Below are 26,033 nucleotides of genomic sequence, written 5' to 3' on the forward strand. Positions count from 1 at the left end.
AAACAGGGTGATTTCCGGTGAATGAACGCCCAATATTAACTTAATAGCCACCTTCCAAACAAAACCCCTATCTTCACCAACACATCAAATTCACTCATAATATTTAACTTATTTGAACCAAAAACCTACAAACCCAGTAAAAATGGCTTATTTTAATATGTGATAACAATAAAAATGGCTTAGATTAATCCCACGATTCCAACACTTGTTTAAAATGACTCAAAAAGTCATTGGTTTGGTGGGCGTCTAAGCTGCGGTGATCAATGGTCAAACTGATGTAACACATCGGTTTGATGACCATGGCATCTTGGCCATTGACGTCTTGAACTACCACACGTTTTTCCATCTTACCCACACCAAGGATGGCTGATTGTGGCTGGTTAATAATGATGGGTGTAGCAACCAATGAACCTGACACACCATGATTAGAAATGGTGAATGTGCCACCTTGGACGTCTTTTTGTGTCAATTGGTTATTCCGCGCCTTTGTAGTCATTTCAGTCAATGCATGTGCAATTTGCAACAAATTCATGTTTTGACACTGCTGAATCACCGGTACAATTAAACCACCATCACCCAATGCCGTTCCAATACCCAGATTCACATGTTTAAAAACCTCTAAGGCTTCTTCGTGAAATTGACTGTTGACCTTAGGCTGGTGCTTGATGGCCATAACTGATGCTGCGACAAAATAAGCCGTGAAAGTAAGTTTGGCACCTTGTGCCTCAAAAGCCGCTTTATTGGCCTTTCTGTGATTGATAATGGCGCTCATGTCCAAGTCAAAAACTGACGTCACATGTGGTGCGGTTTGCACACTGTGTTGCATGTGTTCGGCAATCTTTTTGCGCATGGTGGTGTGCGGAATCATTTCACTGCCAGCTGCAATGGGCGTCACTTCATTAAAGCTTGTCTTTGGCATACCAGCGTCTGATTGGCCATAAACAGGTTTGAAATCCCTATCTGCATTCTTATCTAAGAAGTTTTTGATGTCGCGGGTGGTGATGCGGCTGTTTTTGCCAGAGCCTGAAATTTGTGACAAGTTGAGGTCATGTTGTTGAGATAAACGCCGAACTGCTGGGCTCACAAAGGTAGAAGGAGGATAAGACGGCCCAGCAGTCGGGTCTAAACGAGGTAAATCATTTGCAGAATTTGGAGTTATGCCCTGTGTATTTACTTGTTTTTTGCTATCTTCTTTGTCATCTTCTTGTTCGTTCAGGGCTTTGGACACTGCTTCTTCCGAAATGGTTCCCAATATTTTTTTTTCAGTGACTTCTTCTCCCTGTTGCATTAAGATTTCATGCAAAATACCCGACGAAGGTGCAATGACTTCCATCATCACTTTGTCTGTTTCTAACTCAATGATGGGCTCGTCTTTGACCACTGAATCGCCTTCATTTTTTAACCACTGTGCGACTGTGGCCTTTGTGCCTTCTGTTTGATCGGCAGTCAACCTAATTTCAACCAATGCTTTCATGTCTTTGCTCATATTATTACTCATACCTTGTCCAACTCCATGATGCGCTCAGCAATGCTGTTTGGGTTGGGTAAAGCATGTTCCATCAATCGTGGATCATGTGGGTTTCCAATATCAGCTGTTGCCAATCGCTCAATCGGCGCGTCCAGATAAAAGAACGCCTCTTTGGCCAAAACAGCAGCAATCTCGGCACCAAAACCTGCTGAAACGTTATCCTCATGAACAATCAAACAGCGGCCTGTTCGCTTCACCGACTCCAAAACCATTTCCTTATCCCATGGGCGCAAAGTACGCAAATCAATCAAATCGGCTTGAACGCCCGTTTGTTCAATAGCCGTTTGGCACATGTGCACCATACCGCCCCAAGAGACAACTGTAAGACGATCGCCTGACAAAATCTTTTTTCCTTTGCCAAATGGCACAACGTATTGATCCCCCGGGTATGGACGTCTGGCCCACATGTGGTCGAGCATTTTTCTGTGCTCAAAGAAAATCGTTGGGTTGTTGTCGCGCAAAGCATAACGCATCAAGCCAACGGCATCTTCTGCATTAGAAGGCATTGCCACCTGCCAACCGATGGCATGAACCCACTTCACTTCGGCACATTGCGAATGCCATGGATCGCCGCAACCGAAATAACCACCAGCCATGCGCACCACCATCGGTGCAGCAAAACGGTTGTTGGTGCGCCATCGCATCGAACCTGTTTCATTCAATTGCTCTTCCGCTGGATCGGCATATTTTCTGAATTGAATTTCCGGCACAGGCAACAAGCCCGCCAAAGACATGCCCAATGAGCGACCAATGATGCCTTCTTCAGACAATGAGGTATCAAACACCTTGTCCTCTCCGTGTTTTTCTTGCAAGCCCAAAGTTACGGCATGAACACCACCTTTGGCGCCCACATCTTCACCGAAGACCATCATTTTGTCGTTATGAGTCAACTCGAAATCCAGCGTCTTGCGAATCGCCGTTACCATATTGATGCGACCTGGTTCTGCAATCACTTCTTCCGAACTGGGTGGAAATTGTGGCTTGTTTAAATGTATGCCGCCTTGAAGTTGCAATATCGGATTGCCGTCGCTGTCCTTTTCTTCAAAAGCATGACTGTGCACATCTTCAGGGTCAGCATAACCCTGAGCATCTACTTTGTCTGCCGTTTGTTGACAGAAAGCTATCGCCTCATTTGTCATGTTTTGCCATTCAGTATCTGTCAGAACATTTTGATTGATCAAGTATTTTTTTAGCTTGGGTAGCGGGTCATGTTGTTTTTCAAAAGCAATTCGATCAGCTGATTTATAGCTTTGTGTGTCTTGGGCCGAGTGACCATTCAAACGTGGTACAGTTAAACGCAACAAGGCTGGTTTACGTTCAGTTCTGATGTACTCATTGGCCTCAGCAATCAAAGCCGCCGCTTCTTCTGGATTGGTGCCGTCACCAGATAACAATTTGATGCCTTTGAATGATGCCAAGTTTTTAACGATGTTGCCACCGGGCGTTTGGAAGCTCGAAGGTACCGATATACCGTAGCCATTGTCTTCAATATAAAACATCATCGGTAAGGATAATGTCGTCGCCATGGTTAATGATGACCAAAAACCATTGGTCGCTACAGAAGCATCACCGCCCAAAACCAAACCCATGGCGCCGTCCCACGCTTTATCTTTCAAGTGGTTGCGGTGAAACTCTATCGATTGTGCCCAGCCAGCCACAGGGGTGTATTGTGCGCCAACACCACCAGACATGGGAAGCACACAAGCCCCATCATGGTTCGGCTCATTGAATACCACGCCAATGTCACGGCCATTAGAGAAACCACCTTTGCGCATCATGGTAGATTGCAAGAACTGCTCAACAGGAATCCCCATTGACAACAACAAAGGACGTGAACGGTAATAACCAGAAACCGCATCTTTCTTGGCTGTCATGATTTGACCCAATAAAATTTGAGCCAGGTCATGTCCCCGTGCAGAAAACTGATACAACACTTTTTTCTGTTTCACCAAATCAAACTCTTCCAGGTCATCTAATGCCCTTGACGTTAACATGTCTTTGGCAACTCGACGCCAATCAAACAATTCACTGTTGCTCACTTCATGTTTACTCGTGTTTTGACTTTGAGCCTTTGGGTCATTTGTTTTGGTTTCTGTTTGCACGGTTTTTCCCTCATAAAAACAAGCGACCATTATGACGAAAAGTTTTTAGAATGTGCTTGCTATATATGCCGTACACATGACTTTACAGCAATATTATTGCATTATTTTAAATTAAGCGGATATAATATTGCTCACCATGGACAAATACGACAAACTAATCATCAATCAGTTACAGATTGACGGACGAATATCTAACAAAGACTTGGCTGAAAAAGTGGCGCTGTCTCCAGCCCCTTGTTGGCGCCGTGTTGACGCTTTACAAAAAGATGGCATGATCAAGGGGTACAGTGTGGTCTTAGATCAAGAAAAGCTGGGGCTCAACATCACAGCTTTCGCCTTCATTACATTAGATAACCACCACCCTGAAACCGTGAAAGTTTTTGACCAAGCCATCAAACAATGGCCTGAAATTCTGGAGTGCCACGCCACCAGTGGCGAACATGATTACCTGTTAAAAATAGTCAGCAAGGACATGCAATCCTACAACCAACTGATATACGACAACATCCTTGCCTTGCCTCATATTCGATCCATCAATACCAGCTTTTCCATGCGCCAGAAAAAACGCACAGCACATTTGCCACTTGATAACATTGCAGAATAGTTTGAAAGACTCTTTCTACTTAATAAAGTCTTAACTACCTGTTCCTGTACCCAGTGAATCCACTTTTTAAATAGGCCCCACTTCAGGTGTCACCAATCGACCATTTTTCTTTTTCCACTTGAATGGCACACTTTGCAATTTCATGCCTTTATTGGCCTGAATCACAAAATGCAAATGTGGGCCTGATGAAAACCCTGTCGATCCTGAGCGACCGATTTCTTGTTGCTTTTCTACCCTTTGACCTTTGGCAACCACAACAGACTCCAATTGCAAATGGGCATAAACAGCCATGCTGCCATCATCGTGTAAAATGCGAACAAAATTGGCACGAGACAAGTGTTTGGCATCGACGCCACCGCCATAAAAGTCGTTGGCAATTTCCATCACCACACCACCACGAGCTGCCAAAACCTTCGATCCTTCTGGCATGGCAATATCCACCGCATGCATACTTTGATCCAAATGGTGACTGAATTCACCACCAAACGCCTGTGAAACAAAGTATTTCTTATTGCCAACAAAAGGCAAAGCATAGGCATATGAGGCATCATGCTTCGCCCTTGGATCACCCAGGACAGCATCTATTCGATACCGCATAGACCAACTTCTTTGGTCATTGATGGGTGTGACTGTAGACAAATATAAATCACTGTTTCCCGGCACCAAATACCTGGCAGGCCAAGGTGGGTCGGATTGAACATTTTGAATCTGTGCAAAACTCAAACGCACTTCAACCGGTCCGTGATAGCCATTAACCGCATAAAAAATAGGCATGCGCTTGGTGCCCCTGTTTACCACCTTGACTTGGTTTTCGCTGTCAGCGACACGCACTTGCCAACTCTCAAAGTCATCTACATCTCGAGGTTTTTGATCCGAGTAATGAACCACGCCTTCGGCATCAACGTGTTTGTAATACTTTTTTGCTGATACCACACCAGCAACAAGTAACAGCAAAGCCAAACAGTATTTAATAGTCTGTAAAAATTTCATCGACTCAAAATACCAAAGACAAAAAATTTATGCAATGCCCGCATGTCATTTTGTCACGTGATAGAATCATATTTTTTGAATAAAGCCCACAACATGACCGTACACCAAAGCCAACACCCTTTAGTCAAACACAAGGCCGGATTGCTGCGTCAGAAAGACATATGCAGCAAAGATTTCAGGCAATTAGTTGCTGAAATTGGTGCCTTACTCACTTATGAAGCCACTGCTGACCTCTCCACCCAAAAGGTTGAAATTGACACCTGGTCTGGCCCAACTGAAGTTGAAAAATTGAATGCCAAAAACATCACCGTTGTCCCCATACTACGTGCCGGCTTGGGCTTGCTAGACGGCGTGTTACAAATGATTCCATCCGCTAAGGTTTCTGTTGTTGGTTTTGCGCGCAATGAAGACACACTGGAAGCCGAAGCCTACTATGAGAAATTGGTGCCAGGTATTGAGCACATGACGGTTTTGGTGATTGATCCCATGCTTGCCACTGGCGGTACATTCGTCGCCACCGCAGAACTGCTTAAAAAAGCAGGATGTAAAAACATCAAAGCGATGTTCTTAGTGGCGGCACCTGAAGGTATCGCCCATGTCGAGTCTTCGCACCCCGATGTGGATATTTATGTTGCCGCCATAGACCGCTGTTTGAATGAACAAGGCTATATATTGCCCGGCTTAGGCGATGCCGGTGACAAGATTTTTTCATCACTTTAATGCCTAATGAACTGGCTTTTGTCTCCAGTTTTATTGCTACAAGCTTTGTGGGTCAAGTTTAAAACACCGCGCTTGCCAGAATATAAAACACCTGCATCAGGGCAAACTGCTGCCGAACCCAAATTCAGTATGTTATTACTGGGTGATTCATCAGCAGCTGGCGTCGGTGCCACATGCTTTGAAGAAAGCTTGATGGGACAATTAATCCAACAGCTGCCTTTTGGCTTTTCATATCGGGTTCTGGCGCATGCAGGAGACAATAGCGCAACCGCCATAGAAAGATTGGCAGTCATAGACGGACAATCATTTGATGCTGTTATTACCGTTTTGGGCGTCAATGACGTCACGGGTGGAACCGATGTCATTGACTGGGTAAAGGCACAACAGCAGCTACATCAAAGGCTCCAAAACATGCACCAAGCATCACAATTGATTGTATGCGGCGTCCCTCCCATGGACAAATTCCCAGCCCTGCCGCCAAAACTGCGCCAATACTTGGGGCACAAAGCGAACCAGCTTGATCAAGCCTTACAGCAGCTTTTGGATAAAAACCCAACCGCACATTTTTTCTCGTTGAGAAACTTTCCCTCAGACTTAGGTGCTGCCAGTGACGGCTTTCACCCAGGACCCGAGGTGTACAAGTACTGGGCTGAACAATTAACTCAAACGATCACACGGCATTGCGACTGGCGTTGATGTTACCGTACAGCGACCGCGTGACCATGTTTTCATACACCGGAATCAAAGCATCGTGCTCATCTGCTGTTTTCAATTGCTCTATCCGCTGCAGCGCATACTGTTGAATGGTTAACAAAGGCAATACAATCTGCTCTCTTATTTCAATGGAAGCGGCACGCAGGTGCTGATTGGCCAATAACTTATCTTCTTGCGCCACGGCCAATAAAGCTTGTTCACTGCGCTCGAATTCTTCATTAATCAAACACCAGAAGTCTCCAAATTCCTGGTGCTCTTTTAAATAAGCAGTCAATGGCATATAAGACTTAGCCAATGACATCATGCAGTTGTCCATCAATGTTTTGAAGAACCCTGAGTCTTGGTACAACTTTTGTAAATCAGTCAATCGACCTTGGTCAATCAACGTTTTCAGCGCCGTACCCACACCATAATAACCCAACACGTTTTGTTTCAACTGACTCCAGGCACCGACAAATGGAATCGCCCGCAGGTCTTCAAAGTTCAAGCCACCACCATCGTCATTGCGCTTGGTCGGTCGGCTAGAAATGTTAGTCTGGCCATAGTACTTTAAGGTGCTGACTTGCTCCAAATAAGGGACAAATTTGGGGTGGTCTTTGAACGCTTGGTAGTAACCTAAACTGATGTCAGCCAATTGTCCCAAAATATCATAAGCCACATCGTTCCATGCCACATACTCGGTATTTTCACCTTCACTTGGGTCAGTTTTTAATGCATTGGAAACACCGGCTGAAAGTAACTGTTCCAAGTTGTATTGTGCCGTTTCCGAACGCCCAAAATTAGCTGATATGGTTTGGCCTTGGATGGTCAGTTGGGTCGCATGATTTTGTATTTTAGGACTCAGGGATGCATAAAATTGATGCGTTTCCCCACCACCGCGAGCAGGAGGCCCACCTCGCCCATCAAAAAACACCAACTCAATGCCATACTGATTGGCCACTTCAGAAAGGTTTTCTTTGGCACGTAAAATCGCCCAATTGGCCGCAATGTAACCACCGTCTTTGGTGCCATCAGAAAAGCCCAGCATGATGGTTTGTTGGTTTTGTCTTTGCGCCACATGTTCACGATAGTCAGCGTCTTGATACAACTGTTTCATCACTTGAGGCGCTGCAGCTAAGTCATCAATGGTTTCGAATAAAGGCACCACATCTATGGCAAAAGGTGCTTCCAAACCCGCGTAAAATAACAGGGACATCACAGTCTTCACATCTTCGGCTTTTTGGCAATTACTGATGATATAACGGTGCGCGCCTTGAGGGCCATTGGCTTTTTGAATTTTTTCAATCGCACGAATGGAGTCCAGTGTGTCATACATCACGGCCTCGGCTTCCTTATCCGAGGTCACTTGCTCAAGTACCGATGACAGCACCCGCGAATCTTGTCTGATGTCCAAAGCAGCAAAATAGAAGCCAAAAGTATGCACCTGTTGAATCATCACTTGCACTTGATCGACAAACAAGCCTTGGTGCTTTTCTTTTAAATTACTGACAATCGCCTCTAAATCCGCCACCAACTGAACCGCTGTATAATCGTAATCCTCAGGGTCTGTATAAGCCCCCATGTATAACTGTTTTTCTATCGCTGAAACCTGAGATTCAACCTGCTTAAACGTCAAACGCTTCTTTAAATTTCTGATGTGTCTGAAATAACATTTCAAAATGCTTGAACGCAAACGTTTGGCCACTTTCAAAGTGATGTCAGCCGTCACATTGGGGTTACCATCACGGTCACCGCCTGGCCAAAAACCCAACTCAACAAAACTGTTATTTGGCAACACCTCATCACCATAAACATGCTGTGCCAAACGCTGATTGATGTCTTGAATGGTTTCATAGAACACGTTTTCTAAATACCAGGTCAAGCTCATTGCTTCATCATAAGGTGTTGGCTTGTCCTTGCTATACAAAGGCGTTTTGCCCAATTGGCGCAACAACATTTCAATGTCATCTGTGTTGTTATTTTGAATCGCCTGCGACAGCTCAGTGATGATGCCCAAAACAGGACCTGGGTAAAACTGTGTTGGATGCGCGGTCAATACGATACGTGCATGGTACTCACTTAATTGCTCACGCAGTGCGTCCATCCGACCCATGAAACCAGTCTTTTGTGCCAAAAAAGGTACACTGCCACTGCCATCGGCTGCATGGTTTTGATCAAAACCAGCTTCTTCGATTGCATCAAACAAGACAATTTGGCGCTCAATATACTGAATAAACTTGAACAAAACAGCAACACGCTCTGATTCAGACAAGTCCCCCAAGTGACTGTCCATAAACGCCTCGATAATGACCTGCGGGCTTTTCGCTTGTTGATAAGCTTGCTGACAATCATGCACCAATAAAGGCAACAAAACCCCCACCTGATTGACTTGATCAAAAGGTAAATTCAAGAACAAACTGTTATACACTTGAAATTTGTTCACCACCGTGCGGTGGTATGTGTCAATAATGGTCTTTGCGGTCATGTGGCTCTTATTTTTTGATTGACTACTATCTTAAAAGAGCTGAGGTGGCATTGCAAAGACTGAAATTTGACATCAATACTATGAAGTACTCAAAATGAACATAACACTTAAAAAATATATACCCTGGCTACTCGCAGGTTTTTTAATCACATACCACAGTGTAAAAATCTGCCATGTTGTCTTGGAGCAGGAACTCAACCTCAATTTCCCATTAATGTGGGTCACATCATTGCGCGCCATGATCGTCGTGAGTTTAATCGCATTGGCATTAAAACCTAAGCTCGGCTTGGGCATGATGTGGTTGTTTATTGGCAGCTTAGTCGTCACACAAATCTACATGCAATGGGGCACAGATTGGCGTAGCGTTTTCGCACCACTCAAGGGCTTGATTATACCCAGCCTGATTACTTGGCTGATGAAATCAAATAAACTAAGGCCTTCATCTTGAATAAGGTTAAGACTTTTTAAAATTGATGCACCCCTATTTTTTGAGGTTATTTCGACAACAAGCCAAAAGCATAAGCCAACAACATCGCTGACAGTTTTTCTTCTCGATTTTGGGGTTGATCTAAACCCATGCGTTGCAATGCGGCATCGCAAGTCGCCGAGGGTTTGTGACACCAAGCCTTGTAGACCAATTTCAATTTACTGTGCCATGTGCTGCTTTGGCTTTTGAGGTATTGCAGGGCTTGAATGATGTCCAATTCCAAATCAGTGAAGTCACTGCCAAAAGGGTATTCAGGGAATTGTCCCATGGTTTTGAGTTTGTTGTGGTTGTTTTTTAAACTGGCCAGTGTGTTGTTGCGGTGTGCTTCTGGAATGACCCAATCAGCCGACAGTTTGTTGTATTTAACCGCTTCGGCTCGCAGGTCTTCTTGGAAGGCCGAATCCGCGACACTTATCATTTGCTTGATGCAGTCTTCATCTGACAGACCGCGCAGATCTGCGATACCATATTCAGTGATAACGATGTCACGCAAATGCCTCGGAATGGTGCAATAAGGGTATTTCCAAACCACATTACTTTCAAGGCCATTGTCACCCATGTGGGTGCTTTTCAGCATCAAAATCGAACGGCTGTCTTCCAAAGCATGTGCCATAGCGACGAAGTTATATTGTCCTCCGACGCCGCTGACCACTTGGTTGTTGTCCAATGTGTCTGATGCTGCCGCTCCCATAACATCGACTTTCATGCAGGTATTGATAAAACGTGCTTTGACACGTTGTACCCTGTCCAAGGCTTCGCCACCATACAACTCGTTCACTTGACCGACTGGTGTCATTTGGAATTGGGTGCGGGTTTCATCATCCAGATCATGTAACCATTGGTAAAACCAGGGCGAGCCTAAAAAGAAGGCCGCGTGTAAAACAACACCTTGTTTGAGCTTGTCACCAAGACAATGTGCTTGAATCGCTTGTATGTGATCGTAGTCAAATAAGTCAGTGGCAAATGTTTGACCCGATGAATCCACAATCCGACCTGCTTTAAACGTCAGTTCCGATTTTAAAATGCCCAATGCCTGTAAACGATTGAATTGCCTTCGTGTGATGTGCTCGTCTAGGGCTTCATACTGAAGCAACAACTCTATGATGTTCTTCGGCACCTGTTCAGTGATGACTGACTGGTTAATCAAGGCTTGAATTTCAGCATCAGGATAAACATGGCGTTTTAAAATACCCGACTGAAACAAGTGGGCAAACCCTTCAACAAACATTTCACTGGCAGCATATAAACCCTGCACAAAAGGCTTTGTGTCGCCTGATTGTGCAATCACATCACCAAATCGCTGTTGGATCTTCAACTGTTGTAAAACCGCACCATAAGCGGCCGGGTCGCTGTGTCTGACACAGGTGGCATGCACCAAAGCATCACCCAAAGAACCAATGCCCACTTGTAAAGTACCACCGTCTTGGATCAAGGTGCTGGCCATCATGCCAATGTGATGATCGACGACATTCACTGCACCTCGAGGGGCAGCAAAAGGTTTGAAATAAGCCGATTTGTCATCGACAATGACATCAAAGAAACGGGCATCCACTTCAGCTTGCCCGCCCATGAACGGCATATTTGGATTGACCATGGCGACATAACAAATGTTGTCCAAGTTTTTTCGTTTGGCAATTTTAACCATATCCAAGGTCAAATCGGTGTTGCTGCTGAGACTGTAAACTGGGCCATTGGGTGTTTGCTTCACAGCCACCATTTGCACCAACACATTCATGCCTTTGTCTAAAATATCACGCGCGGCGTGGGTGTAATTGCTGCTGATGTAATGTCTTTGTGCAGTCGCTGAGCGCAGCATTTTGCCCGATTGCATATAAAACTCGGTCAGCTTCATATTTGCTGGAATGGCATTTTTAACCACGTCATCGATGTAGTCCAGCTCAGGATAGTCACCAAAAATGCGCTCGATAACAGGCTTTAAAAAACGGCGTTCCAATAAAGACTTGCCTTTCGGTAATTGTAAGGACAACGCTGTACAGATTTCCAACGACAAGTCAGGTTCTTGTTTGGCCTTGGTCCACAATGCATTGACCAATGGGTTTGGCTTGCCGATACCTAAAGGCGTGCCAACGATTAATTCTCGTCCCACATGTTCGATAATCACATCAACACAGTCTTTGATGGTTGTCATTTTTTCAGTCATGGTTGGCTTCTTTTTAACTCCCTTTGATTGTAATCGTGAACGCAATAATCCGCTTTAACATAAGTCAATAAACATCCCTTTACTTCATCAATTGACTTCTTCAATTCACTTAATTATTTTTTGACCCGCTTTCTTAATGTCTTCTGGGTTAACCTTTGTAGGCACATTAATCCCACGAATCACCGCTGGTCTTTGACCGATTTGGTCATTCCAGCGTTTCAAATTTTTGAACTGCTCCAGCTCAACCCCTGACCAATTGTGTGTATGCACCCAACACCAGTTCGCCATGTCAGCAATCGAATAATCACCTGCCAAATATTCCCGATCGGCCAAATGTCCGTCTAAAACACCGAACAACCGTTTCACTTCGTTTTGATAACGTTCGATGGCCGCAGGAATTTTTTCAGGAAAGTAGCGATAGAATACATTGGCTTGTCCCATCATTGGTCCTATACCACCCATTTGAAACATCAACCATTGCATCACTTGTGAACGACCTGTAATATCAGTAGGCAAAAACTGGCCGTATTTCTCAGCCAAATACACCATCACCGCACCACTTTCGAACACCGCAAAGCTACCATCAACTTCAGTATCGATAATCGCAGGAATGCGGCCATTGGGGTTGATAGCCAAAAAATCAGGCTGTTTCTGCTCACCTTCAGACAAATTGATCGCGTGCAGTTCATAATCCACAGCCATCTCTTCAAGTAATACCGAAACCTTCCATCCATTTGGCGTAGCCGCTGTATATAATTTAATCATTATTTTCTCACATAGCAGATATTATTTGGTCAATTGACCAAGCTGTTTTTAAGAATGAAGTCAAAATATCATATTTTAGAAACAACTAAACATGAATTTTATTTTCAAAACAATTGTTTCATGTTCCATCATGTTCATTGACTCAAACACCGGTCTATACTACCGTGTTAAACTCAACGATTAAACCAATTACAATTATAAAATTATTTTATAAAGTTACGAGAACAATGTTTTCTAAAAGTTTTTCATTCACCCAACTCCATAAGAGCCTTAAAAAGGGGCTGACTTTGTTGACTTTATTGGTATGTTTAACACCTATAGCTTTATCCATGAATACAGATCAGTGGTTGACTGAACATATTCAAGTAGAGGATGGGCTGCCCAGTTCAACCGTTTTTTCGCTGCAACAAGATAATAATGGATTTTTATGGTTTGGCACCACCGATGGCGTTGCTAGATTTGATGGCTATGATTTTAAAATTTACCGTCATGATGGTGATGACATCAACAGCATATCAAATAACAATGCTGGCAATTTATTTATAGATTCTAAAAACAAACTATGGATAGGGACTTTTGGTGGCGGGGTCAATACCCTTGACTTAGGTACTGATGAAATAACCAGACACCCTTATTCAAACGATAATAGTGACTTAAAAACTTCACCTTTTGTTCAAACATTTTTAGAAGACTCGCAATCGAACACTTGGATAGGTACACCTGACGGTTTATTCAAATTTACAGGTGAAGTATCGAAGCATTATAAGCACATTGAGAACAACAAAAACTCCCTCATTCATTCTCGGGTGTGGAGTTTAGTTGAAAGTCTAAAAGGTGATATCTTTATAGGCACATCGAATGGATTAAGTAAATTGAATCCGAAAACAGATGAAATCACTAATTACTACTTACCCAAGCATTTGGTGGTAGACATTTCCTCAAATCAGTTTCGCAAACTGTATTTAATTAAAAACAAAATTTGGATCGGATCATCATCAGGTTTATTAGTTTTTGACATCAAAACATCTCAATTTACTTCGTTCCCTTTGAGCTATAACATCAAAGTGAATGACCTATTACAGGTCAAAAATACCCTTTTGGTTGTGACCACAAGTGGGTTGTTTCAATTTGACCTCTTAAATCAATCTTTTGTTTTCAATGACAATAATCTATGGCGTTTTCTTGAAAACATAGATTTAAGACAAGTATTTATGGATCGCTCAGGCCTCTTATGGTTTGCCTCCAGAGATACAGGAATTTATAAGATTAATCCAACCGGTGGCCTTTTTAGGAATACAAAGATCAAGCAAGCAAATAAAAAGCCCAATGAATTAAGCCAAAAAATATGGACCATAGAATTTGATGCTGAGGGAGATACTTATCTGGGCACTGCAAAGGGCTTGTACGTACAAAAAGATAAGCATGACTTTTCCCCTGTTCTGTTAAAAAATGGCAAGCCAATCTCTGGCAGAATCAGAACATTAAAGTGGAACAAAAACCAAGACTTGTGGATTGGTAGCAGTGACGGCTTATTCATCTTGCCAAACGGTGAAAGGATTGCTAATGAAGTCTATCAACCATTTGACATCCTAGGCATAAAGCCCGCTGACATTTATTCAATTGAGGAAACCCATTCAGGTGAACTTTGGATGTCACTCAACAATCTGGGTATTTTAAAATGGCACCCTGAGAAAAAAGAAGCTCAACTGCTACAGAAATACAAGGGTGTGGTATTAACTGATTTAAATATTGGAAAAATCGTTGAAGACTCAGAATTTAACGTATGGGTTACGACCAACTTATTAGGTCTGATAAAGTTTGATCAAGACCATAACATGACGGTATACAAGAATGAATTCTCAGATAGCAACAGTATAAGCTCTGACAGGGTAAGAGATATATATGAAGACCCGTTAGGTGAAATCTGGGTTGGTACAGCCAGGGGAATTAATATATTCTCTCACAACACAAATAATTTTAGACGATACAGGCAGGCTGGCGCGCTATTGGATGAATCTATTTATTCTATTTCAGGCGACTATAAAAACAATATTTGGGTTTCACATAATTTTGGTATTTCACACATTGACACATCTACTAATAAAACACAAAAATTCAAAATTAATGCCTCAATACGCAAAGATGGCTTAAGCATTAGGGCTGCCAACATCAATTCAAAAGGTAAATTATTTTTTGGCAGTAACAATGGACTCTATACCTTCAATCCAAACGAATTAAAAGCCTGTATTCATTACCAACCCACTTTACTTTTAACCCAAGTGAAAATAAATAACCTCCCACTGACAACTGGACAAATAACTAAAAACAATAATAAATATGAATTATTTTATAACGATCGCGCCCTCTTTTTTCAATTTTCAGCCTTAGAGTACAATGCCACTGAACAAGTCAGGTACAGTTATAAAATTTCAGGCGTTTCCGACGAATGGCAAGACGTTTCAGATTCAAGAAGTTTAGAATTAAAAAGTTTAAAACCTGGTCAATACACTTTAGAAATTCGCGCCAATAATTCAGACTGCCGGTGGTCTGAACAGAAATTAATAATAAATATTGAAGTTCACCCAGCTTGGTGGAATTTATGGTGGGTTTGGTTAATTTTTGGTTCATTTATTATTCTTGCAGCACTCACGTTTCATTACTTTAGAAGTAACATCATCAGAAAACGCAATTTAGAATTAGAGGCTTTGGTTGAAAGCAGAACTTCTGAATTGTTGTTATTAAATAAAAAGCTTGAATCAGCTTCTCAAACTGACTTTTTAACTGGCCTTTATAACAGGTCCGGTTTTATTGAAAAATTCAATAACATTCCAGACAGCGTCGTTCAAGGACATATCGTACTCGCCGACATAGATCACTTCAAAAAGATCAATGATCAGTTTGGGCACATGGCCGGAGATGAAGTACTCAAAGCCACATCAAAAATCATGTTATCACTGATACAAAAAGACGATTTTGTTGCACGCTGGGGCGGTGAGGAATTTATTTTTTATATCTCCAACAACACAGCAGAAGAAGTGTATTTAATGATTGAAAAGATAAGAACCACCATTGAAAAATCAAAGCTCATTTATGCTGAAAAAGAAATAAAAGTCACTTGTACTTTTGGCATTTGTCAAATTCAATCTGGCATGGAATTAAATCAATCCATCAAAGCTGCCGATGAATCAATGTACTTAGGGAAGGCTAAACAAAGAAACATTACTGTGGTATCAAAAGAATTCTGATAAATATGGTGCTCAGAAGAGGATTTGAACCTCCACGACCTTACGGCCACCAGCATCTGAAGCTGGCGCGTCTACCAATTCCGCCACCTGAGCACTGAGGATTTGCATTTTACTTGAGGCCTAACTGATTTAGCAAGCACATTATTGTGCTTAAACTTGCCACATTTCCATCATCAGCTTGATGAGTTCTTGGACTTTTTTATGGTAACTAATATGTGGAAACTGAGGTAAAAACTCAGAGACATCAACACCTGCATAATTTTGTACCACGCACCATTCAATTAATGGATGGCCTGCACCTGCAAACTCCCAATCTAAAATACAAATATCCTGCCCATTGTCGATGATATTCATCGGGTTGAGATCAAAATGAAGTAAATTGCTTTGTTTTTTCCAAAACCCCAAATGAATCAGCTCAGTCACTATAGCGTTAATCGATGATTTCAATGATGTATCCATTTCAGAAAAATAATGGATATATTCGACCATACGAAACACCAACTCTGATCTTTTGTTTTGGAATTGAATTTGGTGTAACGGCGCTATTTTATCGGCCAGTTGCATAAGTTTTTCTGGGTTTTTAAGGTCTTCACTCTGCCATGGCTCGCCTTCAAAATATTCAGTGATTAAATAGCCTTTGCTGAAATTATTGACTATTAACTTGGGAGCAATGTTTAAAGGACGAATGGCTTCTAAAATTTGGGCTTCTGTTTGGCGGTGAATGCCTGGCAATTCATCGTTATTGAACCTAACCACATACACACCACGTTGGGTTTTGACTTTGAATGTCTTATTGATTGTGCCACCAATCAACTCTGTAAGTGATTGATAACCTGCTTTTCTAACCTCGGGTAATTCCGCTACTTTTTCTTCCCATTGATTCAGTCCCCAATCATTGATGACACTGTCTTTTACAACCGTTGTTTTATCGTCGTTTCTATTGTTGCTCATAAGCCTTTTGCCATGCAGTGATGCCCATGACAATCATCACCAAATAAACACCAAACAATGAAGCGGTTAGGTACAAACCTTTATGCCAAAACAAAACGGCTGAGACTGAATTTATTACAAGCCAATAATACCAATTTTCAAACACTTTCCAAACCACCAAAAAAGTAGTAGCAACTGCAAAGCAAGTGGTAAACGCGTCCCAATAAGCAAAGTCTGCTTTCAAAGAGGACATATAGTATCCAAGAAAAGGAACGCACAAGCCTGTGATAATGATTAATTTCAGGTGTTTTTGCCAAGGCCATTTAATGATGGGTTTGTGGTGGTCATTCGTTTCACCCTTTGTCCATTGCCACCAGCCATAAACTGCCATGACCAGATAAAAGACATTAAGCAGTGACTCAGAAAATAGAGAGACCGCATGAAACAGGTAAATGTAAATACTGGTGCTGACGAATGCAAAAAGCCAACACCAGATATTTTCTTTAACCACCAGAACCAAATAAAAAATACCGCAAATAACGGCAACCATCTCCAACAGTGACTGCGCAGTCCAAGCTGTCAGTATCTGATTTAATATGTCCACAAGTCTTTCAATCAGTCTACTTGTGGTGACAAATCACCGTTCAAAACTTTCATTACAAATGGTGCTTTGGGTGTGGTTTCATGGGCTTTTTGCATACACAGACTGACAATCCGCATCACTTCTGCATAATCCCCAAAAACCTGTGTACTCATGGTATTGGTGATCACTTTGATGCCGTTGTGGGCATTCAAATCATCGATAAAACCTTGGATCGCCGGGATGAATTCATCCGCCAAAGGGTACATACTGATTTCTACTGAAACGTTCATTTGCGCTCTCTATTCCCTCTTTCCGTTGGAGGTTATTTTGTTATGTGCTCAAGTGTGGTTGCCACACTTGAGCAATGATACTACGAAACTTTTGATTTAAAAGTCAAATTCTGCACTGATGCCAAAATGGCTTGGATCACCTTTGTGGGTGTACAATTCATCATTCCATTCTGGCGGTACAACGCCAAAGTAGAAACCACGAACCGCATAATCTTGATCCAAAACATTACGACCCCAAGCATACACAGCCCATGTGTCAGCTTGATAACCGGCTTTCAGGTTAACCAACTCATACGCATCTGAAATTTGATCGTGTGAGTCAGAAAAGTAAAACTCATCAGAACCATTCACATCAACGCGGGCAAAGAAACCAGTGTCACCTTGATACAACAGACCTAAATTGTATGTATAACTCGGTGCATGCGCCTGATCTCGGCCAGTGAAATCACCGTCAACAGTGACATAGTCAGAAAACTCTGCTTTCAACAAACCCAATGCACCATGCAAAGAGAAGTTGCGGTTGACTTGGAAACGCCAGTCAGCTTCTAGACCATAATTCTTACCTTCTGCCGCATTGCCTGTGAAAAATACATAGGTCAATGGGTCAGTGGGATCAACTTGGTATGAAGTGCTGACTTGCATGTCTTCGCGTTCAGAATAAAATGCTGCCAGATTTAAATTCAATCGGTAATCCAACAACATCGCCTTCAAACCCACTTCCATGTTCCACAAATACTCAGGATCATAGTCACGCTGTGCTGGTTCCAAAGAAGTGCTCAAATTAAAGCCACCTGCTTTGTAACCACGCGATAAAGTGGCATAGATGTTCTTGCTGTTGTCTAATGCATGGTTGATTGACAGCTGGCCACCGAACATGTCATCTTTGGGTGACAAATCCAAACCATCAGAATCCATGTATTCGGCATCACGCTGTTCAAAGCGCAAACCGGTTGTTAACACGGTATTTTCTGACAAATGGGTATCCAATTGACCAAAAACAGCGATGTTTTGTGCTTCAAAGTCACTGCTCAAATCTCGGTCAACATAACCATTATAAAAATCATTGTATAGGTTAGATTCTTCCATGCTTGAAAAATACAAGCCGGCAATCCAATCCGTGCTGCCACCAAAAATTTGTGAATCAGGGCCAGACACCAAGCGGAACTCTTGAGTCAAGTGAGTCCGTTCACGGTCATTCAATGACGTGAAATCATAAGGTGCTTCATCACCCCAATAATCATCATTCCCCCAGTCACCATCAAAGAAATAACTGATATCAGAATCCGTATATGAAGTGATGCTGACCAAGTCAAAAGCACCCTGATCAATGGTATTTCGCATACTGAAACCTTTGGAACGCTGCCTGTCCCAACCCAAATCATCAATGTGGGTAGTGAAACCATTTTCAGGCGTCCAAACATCAAAACCATTGTCAATGTCGGCAACAATCAAGGTGAAATCCATTTCCCAGTTTTCACTCGCTTGCCAATTGATTTTACCGCGTGCCATCAACTCGTCTTTTTGGTTGCTGTCGTCACTGTTGAAATAATCATTGTAACGAAACCCATCCGCATAGGATTGGTGCACTGAAAAACGGTAGGCTGCATTTTGCTCCAAAGCGCCCGTGGCACTGAAACCCAGTGCTTTGTCACCGTCATCGCCCCATAAGGTTTCCACATGGTAAGCTGCGTCTTGACTTGGCGCTTTTGATTGGGCATAAATCATGCCAGCCAATGCATTGGCGCCATAACGCGTACCTTGTGGACCGCGCAGCACTTCGATCTGTTGCATATCGAATAAAGTCGCTACGCCACCGATACCGGTGAAGTCCATGTCGTCGATGATGAAGCCTACTGATGGGTTGGGCGCACCTTGGTATTGTGAACGCTCACCGATACCGCGGATTTGAAAGTAGCGAGGACGTGATGTTGAACCTGACCAATTCAAGTTCGGCACCAAACCCATGATTTCTTCGAAATGTTGGTTACCGGCTTGTTTGATGGTTTCTTCGTCGATGACTGCTACAGAAGTGGCTATTTCTCTGACGCTTGTGTCACTGCGCAAATCTGCGGTCACAGTTAAATCTTCAAGCTTTTCTGTATCGTTATCTTCCGCTGTTACTAAGCCGCAAGCCAATAACAAAGATGTACTGAGTGTTGTTTTAAAAAAACGTGTTGTGTTCATTTGGATCTCTGAATTAAATTAAAAGAGACCCGGTTCTGGCGAGATATGATTGACCCATTCCTACGCCGGTGTTAACCGGATCAGGTTCTAAGGGTTTGACACAGTGTTATCTAAAGTGCCATCTCAGGTAAAAACCACCCCTTGGATGCCGCGCATTCTATCGCCAAGGGCTGATTTTCTCAAATATTTTTTAAGTTATTAGCTGGCCATTGCTGGCTCTGAAACCACTGGCAATTCAAAACTAAACACCGTTCCTTTTCCTAAATGACTGGTCACTTTGATTCGACTGCTGTGTAAATCAATGATTTTTTTGACAATGGCCAGACCCAAGCCAGAAGAATTTTTTGCACTGGTTGCACTGTTTTCTGCGCGGTACAATCGATCAAAAATGTGTGGCAATTCTTGTTCGCTGATACCACAACCTGTGTCTCGGATTATCATATGGTAACTCTCTTCCTTTAGGCTTAACATGATGGTCACTTGTCCTTTGGGTTCTGTGTGTTTGACTGCGTTACTGATGAGGTTTTCTAATACCCTTTGCATCAAGCCAATGTCAGCTGACACCAGGCAGTGGGTATCTGGTACTTTGACCTCCAAAGTAATGTCATTGGCTTCACACAGGTGTTTGAACTCCATGCTCACATCCTGCATCAATTCGGCCATAGAAAACACTTCATATTCGGGCTTTATGGCCAATGAATCTAATTTTGACAATTCAAACAAATCACTGACCAACTGATTCAACCTTTGACAATGCTTGCTGGCCGTTGCCATGAATTGTTGCTTGTCTTCTTCACTTAAACGGTCTTTTTTAATCACCAAAGTGTCTAAATAGCCTTGAATAGATGCCAAAGGTGTTCGTAAATCGTGTGAAACGTTGCTGATTAAATCTCTGCGGTTTTGATCTGCCGCTTTGATTTGGTTCATTTGTTGTTCTATCTTATTTTTCATTTCAGCAAACGATTGACTCAATACCATGATTTCATCACCTTTGGACTTGTTTCGCTTTCGACTACTTGTTTCTTTTCTGCCTGTAATTTGATTTTGAAAACGAACCACATCTTGGGTTAACTTTTTCAAGGGCTTAGTCAACGTGCGAACCATCAACCAACCAACAATAAAACTCAACATAAGTAAAGCCACAATGCTCGCCAATGCAATTTGTAAAATGTAGTTTTGACTGATGTCTTTAACTAACAGTTCATAGGTTTTTCCACCCAAAATAGCGTAAACATATCCTTCCAATTGGTCATTAAACCTAACTTCCGCTGCCGAAAATGCCTTGCTGCTATTGGGGTTCCTTGGATCAAGGTTCAATAGCGGTCGGGCTGAATCTGGCTGTAAGAATTCCCTTACACCCTGTAAAGGTATCTGCTTTTGAAGCAATGCTTCTGGCGGTATATTGTGGCTTAAAATATGTCCTTGCTTGTCCAACAAGTACACTTCAACCGTTGGATTGATAACCATAGCTCGCGCCGCCAATCGCTTAATTGCATCTTCATTGTGCACCCCGTTTTGAATCAATTGCTCTTCTGCTGCGACATACATGGCAATCGAACCATTCAGTCTTTGGGTAATCTCTAGGTTATATTGAACTGTGGCAAATCGAACAATAAATGCCAAAGCCACACCCATAACAATAAACAATGAAATCAGCATCCATGAAATTTTTCTGCTCAAGGACATAGAATGACCCGAAGAATCAATTGTGCTCATGCGCGGGCCTGTGCTCATGCGCGGGCCTGATTGGCGATGAATTTATATCCTACTCCCCAGACCGTTTCGATGTATTTGGGGTGGTGACTGTCAACCTCAATTTTAGCGCGCAAGCGGTTCATGTGAGAATTGACTGTGTGTTCATAGCCTTCATGACCATAGCCCCAAACTTCATCTAACAACTGAGACCGGTTGTACACTTTTTCTGGGTGGCTGGCAAAGAAATGCAACAAGTCGAATTCTTTCGCCGTCAGCTTCACTTGGCGACCACATAAGGTCACTGCACGTTGTTCTGGGTTAATTTCTAATTCATCGCAGACAATACTTTCGGCAGCATGGTGATTGTGTTTACTGGCATTGGCTCGCCTGAGCAAAGCTTTGACCCTGGCCACAAGCTCCAATACGCTGAATGGTTTTGCCAAATAATCATCGGCCCCCATTTCCAAACCCAGCACCCGATCCAGTTCGGTTGATTTGGCTGTCAACATCAGGATTGGTACCAACTGATTTTCAGCGCGAACCCTTCTGCACACTTCCAAACCATCCATTCCTGGCAGCTTTAAATCTAAAATGATGGCATCCCAAGATTGCTGCTTTGCCACATGTACTGCTTGGATGCCATCGTGTACCAAAGTGATGTTCTGACAAATGTCAGAAAGATGAATTTTAATTAACTGCGCAATATCCAGCTCATCTTCCACCACCAATATTTTCTTACTGTTCACCTGACCCGCCTCCCGTTTTTGTAATTGATTGGGTTTGTGTGCCCTGTGTATGAGAAAGGTATGTGACATATTTTCTTACAAAAAAATGTCGCCCACATTCAGCAGGCGACACTTTTCATGTCCTCTTAAAGTTGGCAAGCGCCGTTGAAATCCACTGGACCAGAAGTCAATCGAGTCAAACTTTCACTGCCTGAGCCAAACCCATCTAGCACCGAATCATAGCTCATTACAGCCGTTGTACAGCCAGTGAACTTAATTTTCACTTGACCCCACAAAGTGCGCATCACATCTGCTGAATTAAAATCATCGCCAAAGCCTGCCCCTTCGGTCGCTGCCAAATCTACAATGGCAGTATCGCCAACCACTGGGCCAACACCGACTAACCACAACTGATCACCCGAACCATCGGCTTGATACGCATACCAAGACACCATGGCACGAACACCACTACCGTCTGGATTACTGGTCACATCAATCACCAAACCATGACCTGGTTTTTCAGCGTTATACCATGAACCACTGAATCCACCGTCGACCAATCGTGATACACGTATTTCAGCCACTTGATTACCCGCTGCTGTGAAGTCTGCCGCCGTTTCATCAAAAGTAAAACCTGGGCCATTGGTACCGCCGAGGAAATGCTGTGGTGAGCCACTTGGATTACCTGCTGAACCATTAAAACCGGGATGCACAGCAATCAAATCACTGGTCGCCATTCCTGTATCAGGTGCGGCTTGATCAAAGAATGCGGCATCTGACTCTGTATTGGCTTCTGTACCTGCGTCCCAGACGCCAGAGCCATTGATTTTGATATTCACAGGTCCTTGGAAATCGCCTGCTTCATCAAACAACTCATAAGCCATGGCGTTGTCATTACCTACAAAAGCATCATTAGAAGGCAACACCATTGAAGCATAAGAAAAGTAACGGTTGTTCATGGGATTGACATAGACCATGGCATCAGATTTCATACCCGGATCGAACAATGGTGCACCTGCAAAACCTTCAGGGTTAGTCAGCATCATGCCCAAACCAGCACCAGATACATTAAAGCCAGCATTCAAATCATCAAAACTGCCGTCTTCTGCTACACGCTCAAGCGCCATTGACGCCATTTCGCCACTGTTAAATAAATCATAACTGCCATCATGAAAGCCGAGCCAAAATGGGGTCAAGAATGTACCGCCATCTGAAGCGGTGTTTTTTACGCTGACGCGCAAAGGTTCAGCGGCCATCTGAATGGTCACTCGCATCATGGCGTGACCTGGATAGGTAAAATCACCTGCCATAGAATCTAACATCGTACCCGGTGGCAATGTCGCACCCAAAAAGTTAACCGGTGAACCATCTGGATTTCCCATGGACCCATTGAACCCCATGTGCATGCCTATGCCATCCTGGGTTGTCATGCCCGTGTTAGGCGCCATTTGGTTTAAAAAGGCTGCATCAGTTTCGGTATTGGCCTCTGTGCCTGCGTCATATACTTGGTTACCATAAACCACAAACGACATTGGCCCTAAGAAAGCGCCTTGGTCATTAAATAATTGATAAGCCATGGCATCGTCATTAGCAACGAAAGCATCATTGGATGGTATCACCATGCTGGCAAAACTGAAGTATTGGTGCATATTGGGATCTAAATCATAAACCACCATACTTTTTTGACCAGGATCAAAAATCGGTGCGCCAGCAAAACCCGGTTCATTAAAAATCATGTCATCCATGCCCGCATTGGTCGAAAAGTCGGCCCGCAAAGTGGCTGCATCGCCATCTTCGGCCAATCGTTCTAATCCTGCTGATGCCATACTGCCTGCATCAAACAGATCAAAATCACCACCATGAAAACCCACCCAAACTGGCGTGAAGTACAAACCACCTTCTGAATTCAAGTTTTCAACTGTGACTTTCAGCTCAACTGCTTGCGACTGAAAAGCTGCTGTCATGGCAGCAAATAATGCCGCCTTCTTAAAAATATTGTTCATTGTTAATTCCTCGCTTATTGAATATGTGGGCCTATTGTGAACAACAAAAATCACGCAATTCTCACGAAACAAGAACGATTTTCTCAAACTGACCTTTTTTTAAAACAGTAGGTTAAAATGATGACTTTCTTTTCATCCAACAGCGTGAACAAGTTGAAATTCGAAGCACAAAATTTAAACCATGCCACCTCACTACCCGCTGAAGTTTATGTTAAAGGTGAATTTGAAAATTTTGACAAACAGGCCGTGTTAAAAAACAGTTGGCAATTGGCAGCTCATGTCAGTCAATTGCAAAAGCAAGGCGATCATGTGGTACACGAAATTGCGGGTACTCCTGTTATCGTTGTCAACACTGGTGAGAATGACAATAAACAAAGCATCCAAGCTTTTTACAATGTCTGTCGCCACCGTGGTGGGCCATTGGCACTGAAAAACGGCAACAGCAAAACCTTGATGTGCAAATACCATGGCTGGAATTACCATTTGAACGGCCAATTAAAATCTGCGCCTGAAATGCAACAAAACAAAAACTTCAATGTTTGTGACCACAAACTGCCAGAAATCAAAACCGCCATCTGGCAAGGGTTTGTTTTCGTGGCACTGAAAGAAGATAACGACTTACCCGATTTGGATGAAGTCTTTGAAGGCATTTCAGAACACATTGCCCCAATCGACATGAGTCAAATGGTGTTTTGTCGTCGCGATGAATTCATCATCGAATGTAACTGGAAAGTGTATGTAGAAAATTACCTCGAAGGTTACCACTTACCACATGTGCACCCGGGCTTGAATAAACTATTGGACTACAAAAGTTACCAAACCGAACTGAAAAAATGGCACAGCTACCAGTTCAGCCCCATTGACACTGGAACGACCAGTGAGGATAACCCCTATGGTGACGGCCAAGCACACTATTATTTCGCCTACCCCAACACCATGTTCAACATCCTGCCAAATCGCGTACAAAGCAATCAGGTTTTACCAATCAACTCGCAACAATGCCGTGTCGTCTTCGACTACTATTATCCCAAATTACCTGGAGATGCCTTAAACAAATTAATCGCAGAGGACCGTGATTTCAGTGACGAGGTACAAGATGAGGACATCAGCATTTGCGAAGCTGTCCAAAAAGGTTACGCTTCTGGCAGCTACACACCTGGCCCTCTTTGTGCCAAACGCGAGTCAGGATTGCACCATTTTCAAGAATTGATCCGTACAGCCTACAGAAGCTCAGAAAAAAAATCATGAACCAAACACCAAAAAAATTTCAATCAAAACACCCCACTCACAAAGAAACCATACTGAAATTTATGGCTCTGGTCGGCATTCTGGTCACTTACTTTGCTTACATGAGTTGGCACCTGGGTGCCGCAGCTGGTGCTTCAGTCGCTTTGCTCAGCTGGAGTTTCTTTGTTTTGTGTACGCCTGTTGCCGATGGTGGTTTTATTTTGGCTTTTCCTTTGCGCTTGCTGTTCAAAGTCAAAATGACCGTGACACAGGTCATCATTTGGTTTGTAGCTGTTGCTATCAACATCACTTATCTGGTTGCCAATCCTGAAGTATATGAACTGTCTGTCATCACACAACTGTTACATCATATATTAATGCAACCTTACCCTTTTTGGTCCATCTTAATCATCAGTGCCATGGGTACATTTTTATCAATTTATTTTGGTGATGAAATGATGGATGTGAACACCCACAAAGAAAGAAGTAAACACCACAAACACGGCATGAAATACCGTTTGATTTTGGTCATTGGCTTGGGTATTCTCACCCTCGTCAGTTACTACTTTTTACTCAGTCAGTTGGACATTCAATTGCCTACATAAAGCTGGTATTG

At 42.9% G+C, this 26,033-nt stretch carries 20 protein-coding genes, 1 tRNA gene and 1 riboswitch; of the genes, 7 read left to right on the forward strand and 14 right to left on the reverse strand.

The features are described 5' to 3' along the window. Positions 1-184 precede the first annotated feature (184 nt). Both FET73_RS03220 and FET73_RS03225 read right to left on the reverse strand, forming a co-directional pair. The gene (locus FET73_RS03220) at positions 185-1,498 is read right to left on the reverse strand and encodes a dihydrolipoamide acetyltransferase family protein (protein WP_246172638.1); all 1,314 of its coding nucleotides are present in this window, start codon (positions 1,496-1,498) and stop codon (positions 185-187) included. Then, positions 1,495-3,630: a thiamine pyrophosphate-dependent enzyme gene (locus tag FET73_RS03225; protein WP_343032265.1), complete on the reverse strand. Its 2,136-nt coding sequence runs from the start codon at positions 3,628-3,630 to the stop codon at positions 1,495-1,497. Before FET73_RS03225 ends, FET73_RS03220 begins: the two co-directional genes overlap by 4 nt. Positions 3,631-3,766: 136 nt before the next feature. Between FET73_RS03225 and FET73_RS03230 the strand changes: the two genes are divergently transcribed. After that, the gene (locus FET73_RS03230; protein WP_154222466.1) at positions 3,767-4,234 is read left to right on the forward strand and encodes an Lrp/AsnC family transcriptional regulator; all 468 of its coding nucleotides are present in this window, start codon (positions 3,767-3,769) and stop codon (positions 4,232-4,234) included. A gap of 66 nt (positions 4,235-4,300) precedes the next feature. Here FET73_RS03230 and FET73_RS03235 read toward each other — a convergent pair whose 3' ends face one another. Beyond that, positions 4,301-5,224 carry a peptidoglycan DD-metalloendopeptidase family protein gene (locus tag FET73_RS03235; RefSeq protein ID WP_154222467.1) on the reverse strand — a complete coding sequence of 308 codons (924 nt, stop codon included), beginning with the start codon at positions 5,222-5,224 and terminating at the stop codon, positions 4,301-4,303. Between the two features lie 93 nt (positions 5,225-5,317). On the opposite strand from FET73_RS03235, the gene upp reads away from it, so the two are divergent. After that, a complete protein-coding gene (gene upp, locus FET73_RS03240) occupies positions 5,318-5,944 on the forward strand; it encodes a uracil phosphoribosyltransferase (protein WP_154223072.1) in 627 nt (208 codons plus the stop codon). A 6-nt stretch (positions 5,945-5,950) separates the two neighbouring features. Beyond that, complete coding sequence (locus FET73_RS03245; protein WP_154222468.1) at positions 5,951-6,640, forward strand: SGNH/GDSL hydrolase family protein; 690 nt, start codon at positions 5,951-5,953, stop codon at positions 6,638-6,640. Here the strand turns inward: FET73_RS03245 and FET73_RS03250 are convergent. Next, positions 6,615-9,122 (reverse strand): phosphoenolpyruvate carboxylase, encoded by a 2,508-nt coding sequence (locus FET73_RS03250; protein ID WP_154222469.1) that lies wholly within the window; start codon positions 9,120-9,122, stop codon positions 6,615-6,617. The genes FET73_RS03245 and FET73_RS03250 overlap by 26 nt on opposite strands. A gap of 214 nt (positions 9,123-9,336) precedes the next feature. On the opposite strand from FET73_RS03250, the gene FET73_RS03255 reads away from it, so the two are divergent. Next, positions 9,337-9,570 carry a hypothetical protein gene (locus FET73_RS03255; protein ID WP_179952084.1) on the forward strand — a complete coding sequence of 78 codons (234 nt, stop codon included), beginning with the start codon at positions 9,337-9,339 and terminating at the stop codon, positions 9,568-9,570. A gap of 46 nt (positions 9,571-9,616) precedes the next feature. Here FET73_RS03255 and FET73_RS03260 read toward each other — a convergent pair whose 3' ends face one another. Both FET73_RS03260 and FET73_RS03265 read right to left on the reverse strand, forming a co-directional pair. After that, positions 9,617-11,770, reverse strand: a complete 2,154-nt coding sequence (locus tag FET73_RS03260; RefSeq protein ID WP_154222471.1) for an acetyl-CoA hydrolase/transferase C-terminal domain-containing protein — start codon at positions 11,768-11,770, stop codon at positions 9,617-9,619. 105 nt (positions 11,771-11,875) lie between these two features. Next, positions 11,876-12,535: a glutathione S-transferase family protein gene (locus tag FET73_RS03265; protein WP_154222472.1), complete on the reverse strand. Its 660-nt coding sequence runs from the start codon at positions 12,533-12,535 to the stop codon at positions 11,876-11,878. Between the two features lie 329 nt (positions 12,536-12,864). Here FET73_RS03265 and FET73_RS03270 point away from each other — a divergent pair, with 329 nt between their 5' ends. After that, a complete protein-coding gene (locus FET73_RS03270; RefSeq protein ID WP_179952085.1) occupies positions 12,865-15,780 on the forward strand; it encodes a ligand-binding sensor domain-containing protein in 2,916 nt (971 codons plus the stop codon). A 6-nt stretch (positions 15,781-15,786) separates the two neighbouring features. Here FET73_RS03270 and FET73_RS03275 read toward each other — a convergent pair. The 8 genes from FET73_RS03275 to FET73_RS03310 all read right to left on the reverse strand — a co-directional run bounded on the left by FET73_RS03275 (position 15,787) and on the right by FET73_RS03310 (position 24,190). Beyond that, positions 15,787-15,873: transfer RNA gene (locus FET73_RS03275), tRNA-Leu, on the reverse strand. A 57-nt stretch (positions 15,874-15,930) separates the two neighbouring features. Then, positions 15,931-16,731 (reverse strand): phosphotransferase, encoded by an 801-nt coding sequence (locus FET73_RS03280; protein WP_154222474.1) that lies wholly within the window; start codon positions 16,729-16,731, stop codon positions 15,931-15,933. Next, the gene (gene pnuC, locus FET73_RS03285; RefSeq protein WP_343032266.1) at positions 16,718-17,314 is read right to left on the reverse strand and encodes a nicotinamide riboside transporter PnuC; all 597 of its coding nucleotides are present in this window, start codon (positions 17,312-17,314) and stop codon (positions 16,718-16,720) included. The genes FET73_RS03280 and pnuC overlap by 14 nt, the downstream gene beginning before the upstream one ends. Positions 17,315-17,325: 11 nt before the next feature. Further along, a complete protein-coding gene (locus tag FET73_RS03290; RefSeq protein ID WP_154222475.1) occupies positions 17,326-17,583 on the reverse strand; it encodes a YkoF family thiamine/hydroxymethylpyrimidine-binding protein in 258 nt (85 codons plus the stop codon). A 96-nt stretch (positions 17,584-17,679) separates the two neighbouring features. Then, on the reverse strand, positions 17,680-19,767 hold the full coding sequence (locus FET73_RS03295) for a TonB-dependent receptor (RefSeq protein WP_154222476.1): 2,088 nt from the start codon (positions 19,765-19,767) through the stop codon (positions 17,680-17,682). 40 nt (positions 19,768-19,807) lie between these two features. Next, positions 19,808-19,919, reverse strand: a riboswitch (TPP riboswitch). Positions 19,920-19,965: 46 nt separating this feature from the next. After that, positions 19,966-21,483: a sensor histidine kinase gene (locus tag FET73_RS03300; RefSeq protein ID WP_179952086.1), complete on the reverse strand. Its 1,518-nt coding sequence runs from the start codon at positions 21,481-21,483 to the stop codon at positions 19,966-19,968. A gap of 14 nt (positions 21,484-21,497) precedes the next feature. Beyond that, a complete protein-coding gene (locus FET73_RS03305) occupies positions 21,498-22,208 on the reverse strand; it encodes a response regulator transcription factor (protein WP_343032267.1) in 711 nt (236 codons plus the stop codon). A gap of 125 nt (positions 22,209-22,333) precedes the next feature. Continuing rightward, positions 22,334-24,190: a spondin domain-containing protein gene (locus tag FET73_RS03310; protein ID WP_154222479.1), complete on the reverse strand. Its 1,857-nt coding sequence runs from the start codon at positions 24,188-24,190 to the stop codon at positions 22,334-22,336. Positions 24,191-24,334: 144 nt separating this feature from the next. Here FET73_RS03310 and FET73_RS03315 point away from each other — a divergent pair, with 144 nt between their 5' ends. Together FET73_RS03315 and FET73_RS03320 are read left to right on the forward strand one after the other, a co-directional pair. Next, complete coding sequence (locus FET73_RS03315) at positions 24,335-25,438, forward strand: aromatic ring-hydroxylating oxygenase subunit alpha (RefSeq protein WP_218944253.1); 1,104 nt, start codon at positions 24,335-24,337, stop codon at positions 25,436-25,438. Further along, on the forward strand, positions 25,435-26,022 hold the full coding sequence (locus tag FET73_RS03320) for a hypothetical protein (protein WP_154222481.1): 588 nt from the start codon (positions 25,435-25,437) through the stop codon (positions 26,020-26,022). Before FET73_RS03315 ends, FET73_RS03320 begins: the two co-directional genes overlap by 4 nt. Positions 26,023-26,033 lie beyond the last annotated feature (11 nt).

Origin of the sequence: Marinicella rhabdoformis (genome assembly GCF_009671245.1) — a bacterium.
GTDB classification, from domain to species: domain Bacteria; phylum Pseudomonadota; class Gammaproteobacteria; order Xanthomonadales; family Marinicellaceae; genus Marinicella; species Marinicella rhabdoformis.